Below are 14,354 nucleotides of genomic sequence, written 5' to 3'. Positions count from 1 at the left end.
AGGCTCCGCCCCCGTCCCGCTCGCCTTCCCCCGGCGGGAGGAAGACGCCCCCCGGATTCCGGTCCTCGACGCGGGACGGGCCCGTGAGTCACCCCGCGCCCCCTGTCGCAGCGGTGTCGCAGCCAAATGATATATGGGCGTTATGCAACGATTGCCCGGTCCCTGTCCTCGCCCAGTCGAACCGTTCAAGGGGGCTGGATGTCCGGCCGCAGACCGACCCGCTCGCTCACCGCCGCGGTCATCGCCTTCTTCGCGCTCGGCGCCGCGGGCTGCTCCGACTCCGGCAGCTCCGGGCCCGAGCCAGGGCAGGCGGGCGATTCGGCCGTCGCGCGGAGCCAGGCCCCGGTCCGCGACTCCTCCCCGTACTGGGTCGACCCGGAGAGCGACGCCGCCCGCCAGGTCAAGGCGTGGGAGGCGCAGGGCCGCAGCGCCGACGCGGACGTCCTGCGGCGTATCTCCGAGCGGCCGGTCGCCGACTGGCCCGCCGGGAACGACCCGGCACCGGACATCAGGAACGCCGTACGCGGCGCCGCCAAGGACGGCCGGACCCTGGTACTCGTCGCGTACAACATCCCGCACCGCGACTGCGGCCAGCACTCCGCCGGCGGCGCCGCGGACGCCGACACCTACCGCCGCTGGATCGGCTCGTTCGCCGACAGCATCGGCTCCGCCCCGGCCATCGTGATCCTGGAGCCCGACGCCGTGTCGCACATCGTCGACGGCTGCACGCCGGCGGAGGAGCACGACGAGCGCACCGGGCTCCTCTCCGAGGCGGTCGACCGGCTGAAGCAGCAGCCGAAGACCAAGGTGTATCTGGACGCCGGCAATCCGGCCTGGATCGACGACCCCGGCAAGCTCGTGGAGCCCCTCGAGCGGGCCGGCGTCGACCGCGCCGACGGCATCTCGCTCAACGTCTCCAACTTCCACAGGGACGACGCCGTCAAGTCCTTCGGTGCCCAGCTCTCCGCGCTGCTCGGCGGCACCCACTTCGTGATCGACAGCAGCCGCAACGGCAACGGCCCCCTGTCCGGCGGCCGCAGCGACGCCTGGTGCAACCCCACCGGCCGCGCTCTCGGTACGCCGCCCAGCGACCGCACCGGAGACCCGCTGCTCGACGCGTACCTGTGGATCAAGCGGCCGGGCGATTCGGACGGTGAGTGCCGCGGCGGCCCGGCGGCGGGCACCTGGTGGCCGGACTACGCCCTGGGGCTGGCCCGCCGCGCCAAGGTCTGAACCGCGGCCGGGAAAGCCGCGGCAGCCGGGGCAGCCGGGAAAAGCGGACTCAGAGTACGTGGATCCACTTCGCCTCCGACGGTGTCCCCTCGCCGTCCGTGACGAAGAGCATGTACCAGCCGGGCGGCACCAGCGACTTGTCGCCCGGCACCTTCACCGTGATCTCGCCCCTGCCCTTCCTCAGGCCCAGTTCGATCGAGCGCTGCTCGACGTCCGTGGTGTGCGTGACCGCGCTCGGCCGCATCAGCCTGGCCCGCGCGATCCGCTCCGGATGCGCCGTCCTGAAAGTCGCCACCCCGGACGCCGCCAGCTCGCGCGGCCCCGCCCCGAGCGCCGGTCGCAGCGCCTTGTCCCGGAAGAGGTACGGCGGCGTATAGACCTCCATCCGCTGTTCGAACTTGCCGAGCTTGGTGTTGTCCTTGTCGCCGTACAGCGAATCCGAGCCGAAGGTCACCACCCGGCCGTCGGGCAGCAGCAGCGCCTCCGAGTGGTAGTTGCGGCCCACCGTCGGCTCGGCCGCCTCCTTGAAGGAGTTCGCCTTCGGGTCGTAGAACTGCGCCCTGAGGATGTTGCTGGCGCCGCGCCCCCGGTAGTCCGACGAGCCGCCGCTGGTGAAGACGGTGTCGTCCGGCATGATGACGCTGTTCAAGTAACGCGTCCCCTGCGGGAGTCGGGGGCCGGTCTTGAAGGCCGGGCTCTCCTCGTTCAGGTCGATGATCGCCGTACGCCCGGTCGCCTTGCCGGACTCACCGACTCCGCCGCCGCCGAGGATCATCACCCGCTGGTTCTGCGCGGGCGGCAGGACCAGTGAGGCCGCGGTCTCGGTCTGGTCGAGTTCGGTGAGGCCGCCGACCTTCTTGAAGGTGTTTCTCTCCAGGTCCCAGATGCCGGGCTCGCGACCCTTGTCGGCCGGCCCGTACCCGGCGTTCGCGCCGGAGTAGAAGACCTTGCCGCCCTTGGTGAGGAAGAGCGCGGGGTACGTCGGGAAGTACCGGAAGGGCGCCTTCGACCACTTCTTGGTCTTCGGGTCGTAGTACTCGTTGTCGCCCGCGAGGATCGCGCCGACGTCGTCGAGCCCGGAGACGGCGAGCACCTTGCCGTTCTGGAGGGTGACCAGCGTCGGGTACCAGCGGGCCTCCCGCATGGGGTCGACGGGTATGTACTTCTCCGCCTTCGGGTCGAACTCGTACGCCGCCCTGATCCCCTGGAAGTCCTGCTTGTCCATGGTGATCGCCTCGGCGATGCCGTACGTGTTGTCGGCGTCCTCGCCCTTGAGCCCGACGATCTCGTACTGCGCCGCCCGCTTCGTGACCGCCCGCGGGCCCTCCTCTGCGGCCTCGACGAAGACCCGGGCCTCGGCCGCCTTGATGCTGGTCTTCCAGGGCAGCATGCGCCCGCTCCTGGCGTACGAGATCTTGAATTCGCGCTTCGCCTTCGGCACCGTCACGTCGAACCTCGACACGTACGTCACCCCGGAGGGCGAGCGGAAGCGGGTGCCCTTCTTGAAGGTGATGGGCTTGTCCGGGTTCTCGTTCTTGACCCGCATCCGGCCGCCGGCCCGCATGACCTTGTCGCCCAGCACCTCGTAGCGCGCGGTGCCGCCGGCCACCAGCAGCCGCCCGTCGGGAAGTTGGGCATGCCCCGCGCAGAAGAAGTCCTCGGGGGTCGGGACCAGCTCGAACGAACCGTCCCGCGGGTCCCACAGGACGGTCTCGAAGGTGCCCTCGTCGAACTTCTTCTCCTCGTTGCCCGAGCCCGCGATGATCAGCACCTTGCCGGTGTGGAGCAGGGCCGCGTGGATGGCGTTCGTGCGGTACTTCTCGGGAATGCCGACGGTCGACCAGGAGCCGTACTGCGCCTTGTAGGCGGGCTGGGCGATCTTGTACGCGTGGTACTTCTCCTCCGCGAAGGACAGCGCCGCCGGGGCGTTGAGTCCTGCGAGCACCACGACGGCTCCGCCGCCCAGCAGCGTCTTCTTGAACCTCTGCGTCGGCCGGTAGGCCATGGGTCAGTTCCCTCCGGTCGTCGAGGCCAACGCGGGCTCCGGCTCCTCGCCCGGCACCGCGCCGCTGCCGGCGCCCTTGACTGCCCTCGCCCTGGAGGCCCTGGTCGCGGCACGCTCACGTGCGGAGGTCCAGCACCACACCGCGACCGGGGCGAGTGCGATGACCAGAGCCAGTACGGCCCATGTGCGCATCGCCGCGTGGGTGTGACCGAGGTGGACGGACGCGACCAGCGAGGCGACCAGCACCGCCGCCCAGGACAGGTGGATGCGGAACGTCAGCAGCCGGTCGGCACTCGCCTCGCCGCCCTTGGGCGTGACCACGAACCGGCCCCGGGTGCGCAGCACCGCCGAGCCGAGGGACTTGGCGTAGATCGGCGCGCAGAGCGCGGACATCGCCATGCCGGCCAGGCCGCCGGAGCCCTCGGGCTCGTGCGGCGAGACGTTGTGCCGGCGGTTCCACAGGTACAGCCCGACCTGGAGGGCCGCCGCGTCGCTGTAGAGCATCAGCCACACCGACGAGGAGACCTGGGTGCCGGACGCCCCGAACCACAGGAACAGCACGCAGCTGAGGATGCCGAGCAGCCAGTTGACGGCCGTCATCGGGTAGTAGCCGAGCATCAGGGTGTAGGTGAGCAGCCGGCCCGGCGGCACCCGGCAGGGCGCCCTCCAGAACTGCTTGAACAGCGTCTCGTACGTCCCGCGCGACCAGCGCAGCTGCTGGGTGAAGAAGTCGGTCCAGGAGGCCGGGCCCTCACCGACGGCCAGCACGTCCGGGGTGTAGACGGACCGCCAGAAGCGCCCGGTCTCCCGGTTCCTCCGGCAGTGCAGCTCGAAGCCGGTGGCCATGTCCTCGGTGATCGAGTCGTACAGACCGCCGACCTGCTTGAGGGCCCGCACGCGTACGACGTTGTTGGTGCCGACGAACATGGGCGCGCCGTAGCGGTTGCCCGCGCGCTGGATCAGGGCGTGGAACAGGAACTGCTGCGACTCCGCGGCCTTGGTGACGCACCTGTCGTAGTTGCCGTACACCTGCGGTCCGACGACAAAGGCGATGTCCGGGTCACGGAAGTAACCGAGCATCCGCTCCAGGAAGTTGGGGAGCGGTACGTGGTCGGTGTCGACGGAGGCGAAGAAGTCGTAGGCGTCGCCGTGCATGGCGAGCCAGGCGTTGTAGTTGCCGTGCTTGGTCCGCGCCCGGTGCGGGCCCTTCCTGGTGTTCCACTCCGGTACGCCGCTGCGGCTGAAATGCCGTACGCCCAGCTCCGCGCAGAGCGCCCTCGCCTGCCCGTCGTTGCCCTCGTCGAGCAGCCAGACGTCGAGCGGCCCGTCGTGCCGGAGGGCGACCGCTCCTTCGAGCGTGGCGCGCACCATGGACAGGGCTTCCTTGCCCGGTACGTACGTCGTGAGGAACGCGACCCGGGTGCCCGGCTCGGGAGTCACCGGTACCGGGTCCCTGGCGACCATCGTGGCGTGTGCGATCGACACCACGTTGACCAGCATGAAGAAACTGATCAGGCCGATCGAGACCAGCATCACCATGTCGAGGTGGACCAGCCAGCGGTCCCCGCCCTCGCGTTCGGTCCAGTGCGTGGGCCAAACGAGGTAGACCAGCAGGAGCGCCGAGAGCAGCGGGGCCAGCGTCATCAGCAGTACGGCGCGTATTCGGTGCGGTTCCTGCGCCATCAGGCTCCGGTACTGAACCCGGTACGCGGTGGTGCCGGGTTCGGTGAGGGGCCCGGCGAGTCGGCTGTGGGTGTCGTAGTCGTAGCCGTCCGGCCGCACTGTACCTCCCGCAGTCGAGAGCGTTAGATACCCCCACATAAAAGGACATTTGGCGGTGTGTCGAACCGAGTCGTCCGAGCGGGCGATTTTCGGCCTCCGGCCGTTTGAACGACGGAGCCCCCGACCGCGGGGTGGCGGTCGGGGGCTGTCGGACAGTCGGATCAGGCACCCAGGTGGCGCTCCACCGTCTCGACCTTGGAGGTCAGGCCGTCGGTGACGCCGGGCCGGATGTCCGCCTTCAGGACCAGCGAGACGCGCGGGGCACGGGCCTCCACGGCGGCGACGGCGCGCTTGACGACGTCCATCACCTCGTCCCACTCACCCTCGATGGAGGTGAACATCGCGTCGGTGCGGTTGGGCAGCCCGGACTCACGGACCACGCGCACGGCATCGGCGACGTACTCCCCGACGTCCTCGCCGACACCCAGCGGGCTGACCGAGAAGGCGACGATCACCCCTTGACCACGCTCTCCTGGCGGGCGCGGCCGGCGATGACCGCGTCCTCGGCCTCACGCTTGAGGCGCTTGTCGGCGAAGAAGCCGCCTGTCGGCAGGACCGACATGGCGAAGTAGAAGGCGGCCGTCCCGAGCGACCACTTGGCCCGGTTCCAGGCGTCGGCCCAGAACAGGACGTACAGGACGAAGAGCAGACCATGGATCGCGCCCATGACCGGGACGGCGTTGAATTCCGTGGTGCGCTTGAGCACCGAGCAGACGAGCAGCAGCAGGAAGGAGACCGCCTCGGGGGCGGACACCAGGCGGAGGCGGCGGAGTGCGGAAGCGGTCTTGATGTCCACGGAGGGGCAACCTTCGTCGTCGCAGGGAACGGTCGTCGATCTTGCGCTCTGCCTTCTGGCGGAGGCACCCCCCGGACCCCCTGACGCACAAGCTCGCGCCCCATTGTGGCAGCCCGCCCCCGCTGCCCTTTATCAGGGTCGGGGTCACGGGATACCGTCACTCACGTGGCTCAGTTCCGACTCCAAGGCAGCAAGGTGCTCGCCGTAGACATGACCGGCGACGCCGTCAAAGCGAAAAACGGCTCGATGGTCGCGTACGACGGCCAGATGACCTTCAAGAAGATGTCCGGCGGCGGTGAGGGCATGCGCGGCATGGTGACCCGCCGCCTCACCGGTGAGCAGATGACCGTGATGGAGGTGAAGGGCCACGGCACGTGCTATTTCGCCGACCGCGCGAGCGAGATCAACCTCGTCGCGCTGCACGGCGACAAGCTGTACGTCGAATCCAGCAACCTCCTGTGCACGGACGCGGGCCTGCGCACCGGCACCTCCTTCACCGGCCTGCGCGGCGGCGCGACCGGCAACGGCCTGTTCACCACGACCGTGGAGGGAACCGGCCAGGCGGCGATCATGTCGCACGGCCCGGCCGTCGTCCTGCGCGTCTCGGCCCAGTACCCGCTCCAGGTCGACCCGGGGGCGTACATCGCGCACCAGGGCAACCTCCAGCAGCACTTCCAGTCGGGTGTGAACTTCCGCACGCTCATCGGCGAGGGCTCGGGCGAGGCGTTCCAGATCCGCTTCGAGGGCGAGGGGCTCGTCTACGTGCAGCCGAGCGAGCGCAACACCGTCGGGGGCGACGTCTGATGCCGTTCCGCGAGATCAATTCGAAGATGGTCGAGGCGCGAGTCGTGCCCGGCCAGAAGATGTTCAGCCAGCGCGGCGCGATGCTCGCGTACCAGGGCGATGTGTCCTTCACGCCGAACATCCAGGGCGGTCAGGGCGGCGTGATGTCCATGATCGGACGCCGGGTCGCCAACGAGTCGACCCCGCTGATGACGGTCGAGGGCTCGGGCACCGTCATGTTCGGTCACGGCGGTCACCACATCCAGGTGATCAACCTGACCGGCGAAACCCTCTGCGTCGAGGCGGACCGCCTCCTCGCCTTCGACGGCACTCTCACCCAGGGCACCATGTTCATGGGCTCGCAGGGCGGCGTCATGGGCATGGTGCGCGGCCAGGTGACCGGCCAGGGCCTGTTCACCACCACCCTCAAGGGCCACGGCGCGGTCGCCGTGATGGCGCACGGCGGGGTGATCGAGATCCCGATCACGCCGCAGCGGCCGGTGCACGTGGACCCGCAGGCGTACGTCGCGCACCACGGCGACGTACGCAACAAGCTCTCCACCGCACTCGGCTGGCGCGACATGGTGGGTCGCGGCTCGGGCGAGGCGTTCCAGCTGGAGCTCTCCGGCCACGGCGCGGTGTACGTACAGGCCTCGGAGGAAAAGCTGTGACCACCCCCATGCCCGCAGGCCCTGTCGTCTTCGACCCGCACACGCTGCCCTCCGACGACAACGTCACTCCGTACACCTTCTGCGTCGAGCTCAAAGGGAGCCAGTGGTTCCTGCAGAAGGGGAAGATGATCGCCTACTACGGGCGCATCGACTTCAACGGCATCGGCCACGGCCGGTTCGAGCGCCTCCTGCGCACCAGCTTCCACTCGCCGCTGCACGCGAGCGACTGGGTGGTGGCGGAGGGCCAGGGCAAGATGCTGCTCGCGGACCGCGCGTTCGACGTCAACTCCTTCGACCTCGACAACGGCAACCTGACCATCCGGTCGGGCAACCTCCTGGCGTACGAGCCGACCCTCGCGCTCAAGCAGTCCATCGTCCCGGGCTTCCTCACCCTCATCGGTACGGGCAAGTTCGTGGCGGCCTCCAACGGCCCGGTGGTCTTCATGGAGCCGCCGATCCGGGTCGACCCGCAAGCACTCGTGGGCTGGGCGGACTGCCCGTCCCCGTGCCACCACTACGACCACCAGTACATGACAGGCGTCATGGGCGGGATCAGGTCACTCACCGGCATCGGAGGTACGTCGGGCGAGGAGCACCAGTTCGAGTTCGTCGGGGCCGGCACCGTGCTGCTGCAGTCCACCGAACTCCTTATGGCGGAGCAGGCCACGGGCGTCGTTCCGTCCCAGGCCGGGGTGCCCGGAGGCCATGGCACCGGGCAGGGACAGCCCGGCGGCACACCGCGCCTTCCCGGTCAGCTGGGGGACCTCCAGCGTCGCTTCGGCCTGTGAGCGGTAGTCTGCGGAGTGTGACGTCGAACGTCTGCGCCCTTGTCGCGTGCCGGGCGTCACATTCCGTAACTTCGTCCAGAATTCAACTTCTTAGGTAGAATCCATACATGGAGACCGAGACGGCCACCCCCTGGCTGACCGATGCCGAACAGTGCGCCTGGCGGACCTACCTGGACGCCAACAGGCTGCTGACCTATCAGCTCGAAAAGGATCTTCAGCCGTACGGGCTGACCATCAACGACTACGAGATCCTCGTCAATCTCTCCGAGTCGAAGGAGCGCCGGCTGCGGATGAGCGACCTCGCGGCGGCGACCCTCCAGTCCAAGAGCCGGCTCTCCCACCAGATCACGCGCATGGAGAACGCGGGACTGGTCCGCAGGGAGAACTGCGAGTCCGACCGCCGCGGCCTGTACGCGGTACTGACCGACCAGGGCAGCGAAACCATGCAGCAGGTCGCTCCCCACCACGTGGAGTCCGTACGCCGGCACTTCATCGGCATGCTCTCCCCCGAGTCGCTCGCCGACATGAAAGCCGCCCTCACCCCGGTGGTCGAACAGCTGCGCGGCCGACGCGGAAAGATCTAGCCGGCCGGCAGACGCAACGTGAAGAGGGCACCGCCGCGCTCTCCTTCACCCACGGTCAACGACCCGCCGTGGCGCGTCGCGACATCGCGCGCGATCGCCAGACCGAGCCCCGCGCCACCGTCGTCGCGGGTGCGCGCGTCGTCCAGCCGTACGAACCGCTCAAAGATCCGCTCACGCTCCCCCACCGGTACCCCCGCTCCGTCGTCGGCCACCTCAACCCTCACAGCGCCGCCCTCGGCCCGCAACCGGATTTCCACCGCACTCCGCGCGTGCCGCTGTGCGTTGTCGAGCAGGTTGCCGAGCACCCGTGCCAACTGCTGTCGTGACCCGGCCACTTCGAACGCGCCGGACCCCACGACCGCCACCGGCAGCCGGTCGGCCCGCTGCGAGACCTCCTCCCGCACCAGAGCGCCCACGTCGACGCGCCCCTGCCCCGGCCGCTCCCCCGCGTCCAGCCGCGCGAGCAGCAACAGATCGGCGGCCAGCGCCTGAAGCCGCACGGTGTCCCGCACCGCGCCCTCCACGTCCAGCAACTCCGGATGCGCGGACCCCACTTCCAGCTGAGTCCGCAGGGAAGCGATCGGACTCCGCAGCTCGTGCGAGGCGTCGGCGACGAACCGCCGCTGCCGCTCCACCGACGCCTCCAGCGCCGCGAGCGTCTCGTTGGTGGTCACGGCCAGCCGCGCCACCTCGTCGTGCGCGTCCGGTTCCGGCACCCGCCGCGACAGATCCTCGGAAGCGGTGATCGCGGCCATCTCGCGCCGGATGCCCTCCACGGGCCGCAGGGCCCGCCGTGTCACCAGCCACGTCACACCGCCCACCACGACGAGCAGCGCCGGCAGCCCGATCAGCATGGCCTCCCGCACCGTGCCGACGGCCCCCTGTTCGGCGGCCAGCGGCGCCCCCACGTACACGGTGACGGTCCGGCCCTGGGGAGACGTCGCCTCCAGGGCGGCGAACCGGTAGTCGGCACGCTCGCCGTCCACGGTGGCGCTGCCCGACGACATCGGCGGACCGTCGTCCGAGACCTCCCCACGTCCGGGGTCGTCGTCATCGTCGTCCCCCGGGGCGGCGCCTCCCACCTCGACCTCGGGGCTTCCCGTCCCGGAAACGGCATCCAGGTCCTCGCTCACCGCGACCACCTGCCCGCCTTCCTCGACCACCTGCACCGGCAGGTCGTCGGGCAGGTCCAGATCGCCGTACGCACTCCCCAGGGCCACCTGCGAGGCGACCTCCTGGGCGCCGACCTCGGCCTCCAGGCCGGCCTGGTCGATCAGGTTGGCCCGCAGCACCAGCAACACGGCCAGCCCGGCCGCCACCAGCGCCACCGCGACGACCGCGGTGGCCCCGAGCGCCGCTCTGGCCCGTACGGACCCGAAAAGCCGCCTCATCCCGTCACCAGCCGGTACCCGGCGCCGCGCACCGTCTGGATCCGTGCGGCCCCGAGCTTGCGCCGCAGGGCGCTCACGTACACCTCGACGATGTTGGGGTCACCGTCGTACGCGAAGTCCCACACGTGCTCCAGGATCTGCGCCTTGCTGACCACCTCGCCCGCCCGCACCGCGAGCTGCTCCAGCACGGCGAACTCCTTGGCGGTGAGGACGACCTCGTCGTCACCCGCGTACACCCGCCGGCTGGCGGTGTCCATCCGCAGATCCCCCACCACGACCACCGGCGAAGCCCCGGCGCTCGCCCGCCGCCGCAAGAGCGCCTTCACCCGGGCGACCAGCACCACGTACGAGAACGGCTTCGTCAAATAGTCATCAGCACCGGTATCGAGGCCCTCCGCCTCGTCGTACTCCCCGTCCTTGGCGGTCAGCATCAGGATCGGCACATCGTTCCCGGCGGCCCGCAGCGCACCGCACACCCGATAGCCGTTCATACCGGGCAGCATGATGTCGAGAAGGACCAGATCGTACGAGCCCTCCCCGGCCCGGTGCAGCCCTTCGAGCCCGTCGTGCACCACGTCCACGGCGAAGCCCTCGGCGGTGAGCCCCTTGGCCAGGGCCACCGCGAGCCGCCTCTCGTCCTCCACGATCAACAAGCGCATGCGCCAAGGTTCGCAAACCGAACCTGAAGAAGCCTTCAGCAGGCTTCAGGCCACCTTCAGCATCGCTCAGCGAGATTGATCCCCGTAGCAACCAACCGCTCGGGAGGAACCCTCATGAAGCGCAAGCTCGTCATCGCCACCACCGTCACGGCCCTGCTCATCGGCGGTGGCACCGCGACCGCCTTCGCCACCTCGGACGACGACTCCAAGCCGGCGCCGACCACGCGCACGGTCACCCTCGACGAGGCGTCGACGGCGGCCCAGAGGTCCACACCGGGCACGGTCACCGGCGCCGAACTCGACGACGACGAGCCGACGTGGGAGGTCGACGTCTACGGCAAGGACGCCAAGTGGCACGACGTGGACGTGGACGCGAAGACGGCGAAGATCGTGAACACCCACACCGATGACGGCGACGAGGACGACCGCGCCCCTCGCAGCACCCAGGTCACGATGAACGAGGCCGCGGCAGCGGCCCTGAAGGCGCAGCCCGGCGAGCTGACGTCCATCGACCTGGACGACGACGGCAGCTGGGAGGCGGAGGTCCGGTCCAAGGACGGCAAGCACCACGAGCTGAACGTGGATGCCGAGACCGCCAAGGCAACGCCGGACCGGGACGACCAGGACGACCAGGACGACGCCGCCGACGACGCCGACGCCGCCGACGACGCCACCGACAACGACTGACGACTGCCCGCAGGCCGCCGCCCACCGGCGCGTGGGGGCGGGACGCGCAGCGGGTGGTGGTGTTCGGGACGTAAGGCGTGACGTGCGGCAGGACGCGGGCTTCGCTTTCCAGAAGCTGTGCCTGCCCGCCCGGATCACACTCCCGGACGCCGCCCCCGGCGCGGCCCGCCCCCGGCACCGCCGGCAGAGCCGCCTACGCCTCGGTGATCCCCGCCACCAGTTCGTCCGCGGCCGCATAGGGATCAAGCTCGCCCGCCACGATCCGCTCCGCCAGCGCCCCCAGCCGCCGGTCGCCCCGCAGGTCGCCGATCCGCTCCCGCAGCGCGGTGACGGCGATCGTCTCGACCTCGTGCGCCGCCCGCTTGGCCCGCCGCTCGCCGAGCACCCCGCGCTCCTCCATCCACGCCCGGTGCTTCTCCAGCGCTTCGACGACCTCGTCGATGCCCTCGCCCCGCGCCGCCACCGTCTTCACGATCGGCGGCCGCCAGTCTCCCGGCCCGCGTGACTCTCCGAGCCCCAGCATGTGATTGAGCTCCCGGGCGGTCGCGTCTGCCCCGTCCCGGTCGGCCTTGTTGACGACGTACAGGTCACCGATCTCCAGGATCCCGGCCTTCGCTGCCTGGATTCCGTCGCCCATGCCCGGCGCCAGCAGCACCACCGACGTGTCGGCCTGCGAGGCGATCTCCACCTCGGACTGCCCCACGCCCACGGTCTCCACCAACACCACATCGCACCCGGCCGCGTCCAGGACCCGGATGGCCTGCGGCGCCGCCCAGGCCAGTCCGCCCAGGTGCCCACGCGTGGCCATGGACCGGATGTAGACCCCGGGGTCCGACGCGTGCTCGGACATCCGCACACGGTCGCCGAGCAGCGCGCCCCCACTGAACGGCGACGAGGGGTCCACCGCGAGCACACCGACCCGCTTCCCCGCCCGCCGGTACGCCGAGACCAGCGCCGACGTGGAGGTCGACTTGCCGACGCCCGGCGACCCCGTGAGGCCCACCACGTACGCGTTGCCGGCGAGCGGGGCCAGCGCCGCCATCACCTCACGCAGTTGCGGGGACGCCCCCTCGACCAGCGAGATCAGCCGGGCGACGGCACGCGGCCGGCCCTCTCGCGCCTGAGCCACCAGCTCGGGGACGTCCTGCATCACAACTCCGCTCCTCGATCAAGCACTACGGAAGGGTTACTTGCCCGCGACCTTGATGATCAGCGCATCACCCTGACCGCCGCCACCACACAGCGCGGCAGCGCCGACGCCGCCGCCCCGCCGCTTCAGCTCGAGCGCCAGGTGCAGCACCACACGCGCGCCGGACATCCCGATGGGGTGTCCCAGGGCAATCGCACCACCGTTGACGTTCACCTTTTCCGGGGACACCCCGAGGTCCTTCATTGACTGGACCGCGACCGCCGCGAACGCCTCGTTGATCTCAATGAGGTCGAGGTCCTCGACGCCCAGCCCTTCCTTCCCCAGCGCGTGCGTGATCGCGTTGGAAGGCTGCGACTGGAGCGAGTTGTCCGGCCCGGCCACGTTCCCGTGGGCCCCGATCTCGGCGATCCACTCCAGGCCGAGCTCCTCGGCCTTGGCCTTGCTCATCACGACGACGGCCGCCGCACCGTCCGAGATCTGCGAGGCGGTCCCGGCCGTGATCGTTCCGTCCTTCGCGAACGCGGGCCGCAGCTTGCCCAACGAATCCGCGGTCGTCTCGGGCCGGATCCCCTCGTCCTTCGAGAAGAGGACCGGGTCGCCCTTGCGCTGCGGGATCTCCACGGGTGTGATCTCCGCCTCGAAGAGGCCGTTCTTCTGCGCGACGGCGGCCCGCTGGTGCGACTGCGCGGCGAACTCGTCCTGCGGGGCGCGGGCGATCCCGAGCCGGGTGTTGTGCTTCTCGGTCGACTCCCCCATCGCGATGCCCTCGAAGGAGTCGGTCAGGCCGTCGTGCGCCATCGAGTCGAGCATCTCGATCGCGCCGTACTTGAAGCCGTCACGGGACTTCGGCAGGACGTGGGGCGCGTTGGTCATGGACTCCTGCCCACCGGCCACCACCACGTCGAACTCACCGGCGCGGATCAGCTGGTCCGCCAGCGCGATCGCGTCGAGCCCGGAGAGACAGACCTTGTTGATGGTCAGGGCGGGCACGTTCATGGGAATCCCGGCCTTCACAGCCGCCTGACGGGCGGGAATCTGGCCCGCCCCGGCCTGGAGGACCTGGCCCATGATCACGTACTGGACCTGGTCACCGCCGATACCGGCCCGATCGAGGGCCGCCTTGATGGCGAACCCGCCGAGGTCCGCTCCGGAGAAGGACTTCAGCGAGCCGAGCAGTCGGCCCATGGGCGTACGGGCACCTGCGACGATGACGGACGTGGTGCGGTTCGTTCCGGACATGAGGCACGGCCCCTTGGGATGAGGAGTGAACGAGGGTTTACCTCAATGTACTGAGCGGTACGGGCCCGGTCACCGGGCAGCAAGTGTGATCGCGCGCACGTTGCGTAACCGCCTCCAACCGCGCTGCACTGGACCCATGCTGACGCGAATCGACCACATCGGGATCGCCTGTTTCGACCTCGACAAGACCATCGAGTTCTACCGCTCGACCTATGGCTTCCAGGTGTACCACTCGGAGGTCAACGAGGAGCAGGGCGTACGTGAGGCCATGCTCAAGATCAACGAAACGTCCGACGGCGGCGCCACCTACCTCCAGCTCCTGGAGCCCACCCGCGAGGACTCCGCGGTGGGAAAATGGCTGGCCAAGAACGGTGAGGGGGTCCACCACATCGCGTTCGGAACCCCGGACGTGGACGCGGACGCGGCGGACATCCGGGACAAGGGCGTGCGGGTCCTCTACGACGAGCCGCGTATCGGTTCCATGGGCTCCCGCATCACTTTCCTGCACCCCAAGGACTGCCACGGCGTACTGACAGAACTGGTCACTTCTGCCCCCTCCTCCCCCTCTGAGCACTGACCGGAGCAC

The 14,354-nt window shown here is 69.7% G+C and carries 15 protein-coding genes; 7 read left to right on the top strand and 8 right to left on the bottom strand.

Going from position 1 to position 14,354, the window contains the following annotated elements; translation table 11 throughout:
- The first annotated feature begins 198 nt into the window (after positions 1-198).
- Positions 199-1,233 (top strand): glycoside hydrolase family 6 protein, encoded by a 1,035-nt coding sequence (locus ACWIHY_RS05535; protein WP_454374284.1) that lies wholly within the window; start codon positions 199-201, stop codon positions 1,231-1,233.
- Positions 1,234-1,282: 49 nt separating this feature from the next.
- On the opposite strand, the gene ACWIHY_RS05530 is transcribed toward ACWIHY_RS05535, so the two are convergent.
- The 4 genes from ACWIHY_RS05530 to ACWIHY_RS05515 form a co-directional block, all read right to left on the bottom strand.
- Positions 1,283-3,238 carry a galactose oxidase-like domain-containing protein gene (locus tag ACWIHY_RS05530; RefSeq protein WP_454374283.1) on the bottom strand — a complete coding sequence of 652 codons (1,956 nt, stop codon included), beginning with the start codon at positions 3,236-3,238 and terminating at the stop codon, positions 1,283-1,285.
- 3 nt (positions 3,239-3,241) lie between these two features.
- Positions 3,242-5,020, bottom strand: a complete 1,779-nt coding sequence (locus ACWIHY_RS05525; protein ID WP_454374281.1) for a glycosyltransferase family 2 protein — start codon at positions 5,018-5,020, stop codon at positions 3,242-3,244.
- A gap of 161 nt (positions 5,021-5,181) precedes the next feature.
- Positions 5,182-5,475, bottom strand: a complete 294-nt coding sequence (locus ACWIHY_RS05520) for an MTH1187 family thiamine-binding protein (RefSeq protein ID WP_214899393.1) — start codon at positions 5,473-5,475, stop codon at positions 5,182-5,184.
- Entirely contained in the window at positions 5,472-5,816 is a 345-nt protein-coding gene (locus tag ACWIHY_RS05515; protein WP_454374280.1) for a DUF3817 domain-containing protein, read from the bottom strand. The genes ACWIHY_RS05520 and ACWIHY_RS05515 overlap by 4 nt, the downstream gene beginning before the upstream one ends.
- A gap of 165 nt (positions 5,817-5,981) precedes the next feature.
- On the opposite strand from ACWIHY_RS05515, the gene ACWIHY_RS05510 reads away from it, so the two are divergent.
- The 4 genes from ACWIHY_RS05510 (at position 5,982) to ACWIHY_RS05495 (ending at position 8,642) form a co-directional block, all read left to right on the top strand.
- The gene (locus tag ACWIHY_RS05510; RefSeq protein ID WP_454374279.1) at positions 5,982-6,620 is read left to right on the top strand and encodes an AIM24 family protein; all 639 of its coding nucleotides are present in this window, start codon (positions 5,982-5,984) and stop codon (positions 6,618-6,620) included.
- Entirely contained in the window at positions 6,620-7,270 is a 651-nt protein-coding gene (locus ACWIHY_RS05505; protein ID WP_454374278.1) for an AIM24 family protein, read from the top strand. The genes ACWIHY_RS05510 and ACWIHY_RS05505 overlap by 1 nt, the downstream gene beginning before the upstream one ends.
- Before the next feature lie 8 nt (positions 7,271-7,278).
- The gene (locus ACWIHY_RS05500; RefSeq protein ID WP_454374425.1) at positions 7,279-8,058 is read left to right on the top strand and encodes an AIM24 family protein; all 780 of its coding nucleotides are present in this window, start codon (positions 7,279-7,281) and stop codon (positions 8,056-8,058) included.
- A 107-nt stretch (positions 8,059-8,165) separates the two neighbouring features.
- A complete protein-coding gene (locus tag ACWIHY_RS05495; RefSeq protein ID WP_454374277.1) occupies positions 8,166-8,642 on the top strand; it encodes a MarR family winged helix-turn-helix transcriptional regulator in 477 nt (158 codons plus the stop codon).
- Here ACWIHY_RS05495 and ACWIHY_RS05490 read toward each other — a convergent pair.
- Together ACWIHY_RS05490 and ACWIHY_RS05485 are read right to left on the bottom strand one after the other, a co-directional pair.
- The gene (locus ACWIHY_RS05490) at positions 8,639-10,033 is read right to left on the bottom strand and encodes an ATP-binding protein (protein WP_454374276.1); all 1,395 of its coding nucleotides are present in this window, start codon (positions 10,031-10,033) and stop codon (positions 8,639-8,641) included. The two genes, ACWIHY_RS05495 and ACWIHY_RS05490, sit on opposite strands and share 4 nt — an antisense overlap.
- Positions 10,030-10,692 carry a response regulator transcription factor gene (locus ACWIHY_RS05485; RefSeq protein ID WP_454374275.1) on the bottom strand — a complete coding sequence of 221 codons (663 nt, stop codon included), beginning with the start codon at positions 10,690-10,692 and terminating at the stop codon, positions 10,030-10,032. The genes ACWIHY_RS05490 and ACWIHY_RS05485 overlap by 4 nt, the downstream gene beginning before the upstream one ends.
- A 114-nt stretch (positions 10,693-10,806) precedes the next feature.
- Here ACWIHY_RS05485 and ACWIHY_RS05480 point away from each other — a divergent pair, with 114 nt between their 5' ends.
- A complete protein-coding gene (locus tag ACWIHY_RS05480; RefSeq protein WP_454374274.1) occupies positions 10,807-11,379 on the top strand; it encodes a PepSY domain-containing protein in 573 nt (190 codons plus the stop codon).
- Between the two features lie 193 nt (positions 11,380-11,572).
- Here the strand turns inward: ACWIHY_RS05480 and meaB are convergent, their stop codons facing one another.
- Together meaB and ACWIHY_RS05470 are read right to left on the bottom strand one after the other, a co-directional pair.
- Positions 11,573-12,529 (bottom strand): methylmalonyl Co-A mutase-associated GTPase MeaB, encoded by a 957-nt coding sequence (gene meaB / locus ACWIHY_RS05475; protein ID WP_454374273.1) that lies wholly within the window; start codon positions 12,527-12,529, stop codon positions 11,573-11,575.
- A gap of 36 nt (positions 12,530-12,565) precedes the next feature.
- Positions 12,566-13,768, bottom strand: coding sequence for an acetyl-CoA C-acetyltransferase (locus tag ACWIHY_RS05470; protein WP_454374272.1), 1,203 nt, complete (start codon positions 13,766-13,768; stop codon positions 12,566-12,568).
- Between the two features lie 136 nt (positions 13,769-13,904).
- On the opposite strand from ACWIHY_RS05470, the gene mce reads away from it, so the two are divergent.
- Entirely contained in the window at positions 13,905-14,345 is a 441-nt protein-coding gene (gene mce / locus ACWIHY_RS05465; protein WP_454374271.1) for a methylmalonyl-CoA epimerase, read from the top strand.
- Positions 14,346-14,354 lie beyond the last annotated feature (9 nt).

This window comes from Streptomyces sp. NPDC055287 (assembly GCF_053646035.1).
The sequence above is the reverse complement of the archived record's forward strand: the minus strand, read 5'-3'. Positions and strand labels throughout refer to the sequence as shown.

Excerpts from the sequence above, each read along its gene's own strand:
- ACWIHY_RS05535 (WP_454374284.1), top strand. The coding sequence starts at position 199 with ATGTCCGGCCGCAGACCGACCCGCTCGCTCACCGCCGCGGTCATCGCC.
- ACWIHY_RS05530 (WP_454374283.1), bottom strand. The coding sequence starts at position 3,238 with ATGGCCTACCGGCCGACGCAGAGGTTCAAGAAGACGCTGCTGGGCGGC.
- ACWIHY_RS05505 (WP_454374278.1), top strand. The coding sequence starts at position 6,620 with ATGCCGTTCCGCGAGATCAATTCGAAGATGGTCGAGGCGCGAGTCGTG.
- ACWIHY_RS05500 (WP_454374425.1), top strand. The coding sequence starts at position 7,279 with ATGCCCGCAGGCCCTGTCGTCTTCGACCCGCACACGCTGCCCTCCGAC.
- ACWIHY_RS05495 (WP_454374277.1), top strand. The coding sequence starts at position 8,166 with ATGGAGACCGAGACGGCCACCCCCTGGCTGACCGATGCCGAACAGTGC.
- ACWIHY_RS05490 (WP_454374276.1), bottom strand. The coding sequence starts at position 10,033 with ATGAGGCGGCTTTTCGGGTCCGTACGGGCCAGAGCGGCGCTCGGGGCC.
- ACWIHY_RS05485 (WP_454374275.1), bottom strand. The coding sequence starts at position 10,692 with ATGCGCTTGTTGATCGTGGAGGACGAGAGGCGGCTCGCGGTGGCCCTG.
- ACWIHY_RS05480 (WP_454374274.1), top strand. The coding sequence starts at position 10,807 with ATGAAGCGCAAGCTCGTCATCGCCACCACCGTCACGGCCCTGCTCATC.
- meaB (WP_454374273.1), bottom strand. The coding sequence starts at position 12,529 with ATGCAGGACGTCCCCGAGCTGGTGGCTCAGGCGCGAGAGGGCCGGCCG.
- ACWIHY_RS05470 (WP_454374272.1), bottom strand. The coding sequence starts at position 13,768 with ATGTCCGGAACGAACCGCACCACGTCCGTCATCGTCGCAGGTGCCCGT.
- mce (WP_454374271.1), top strand. The coding sequence starts at position 13,905 with ATGCTGACGCGAATCGACCACATCGGGATCGCCTGTTTCGACCTCGAC.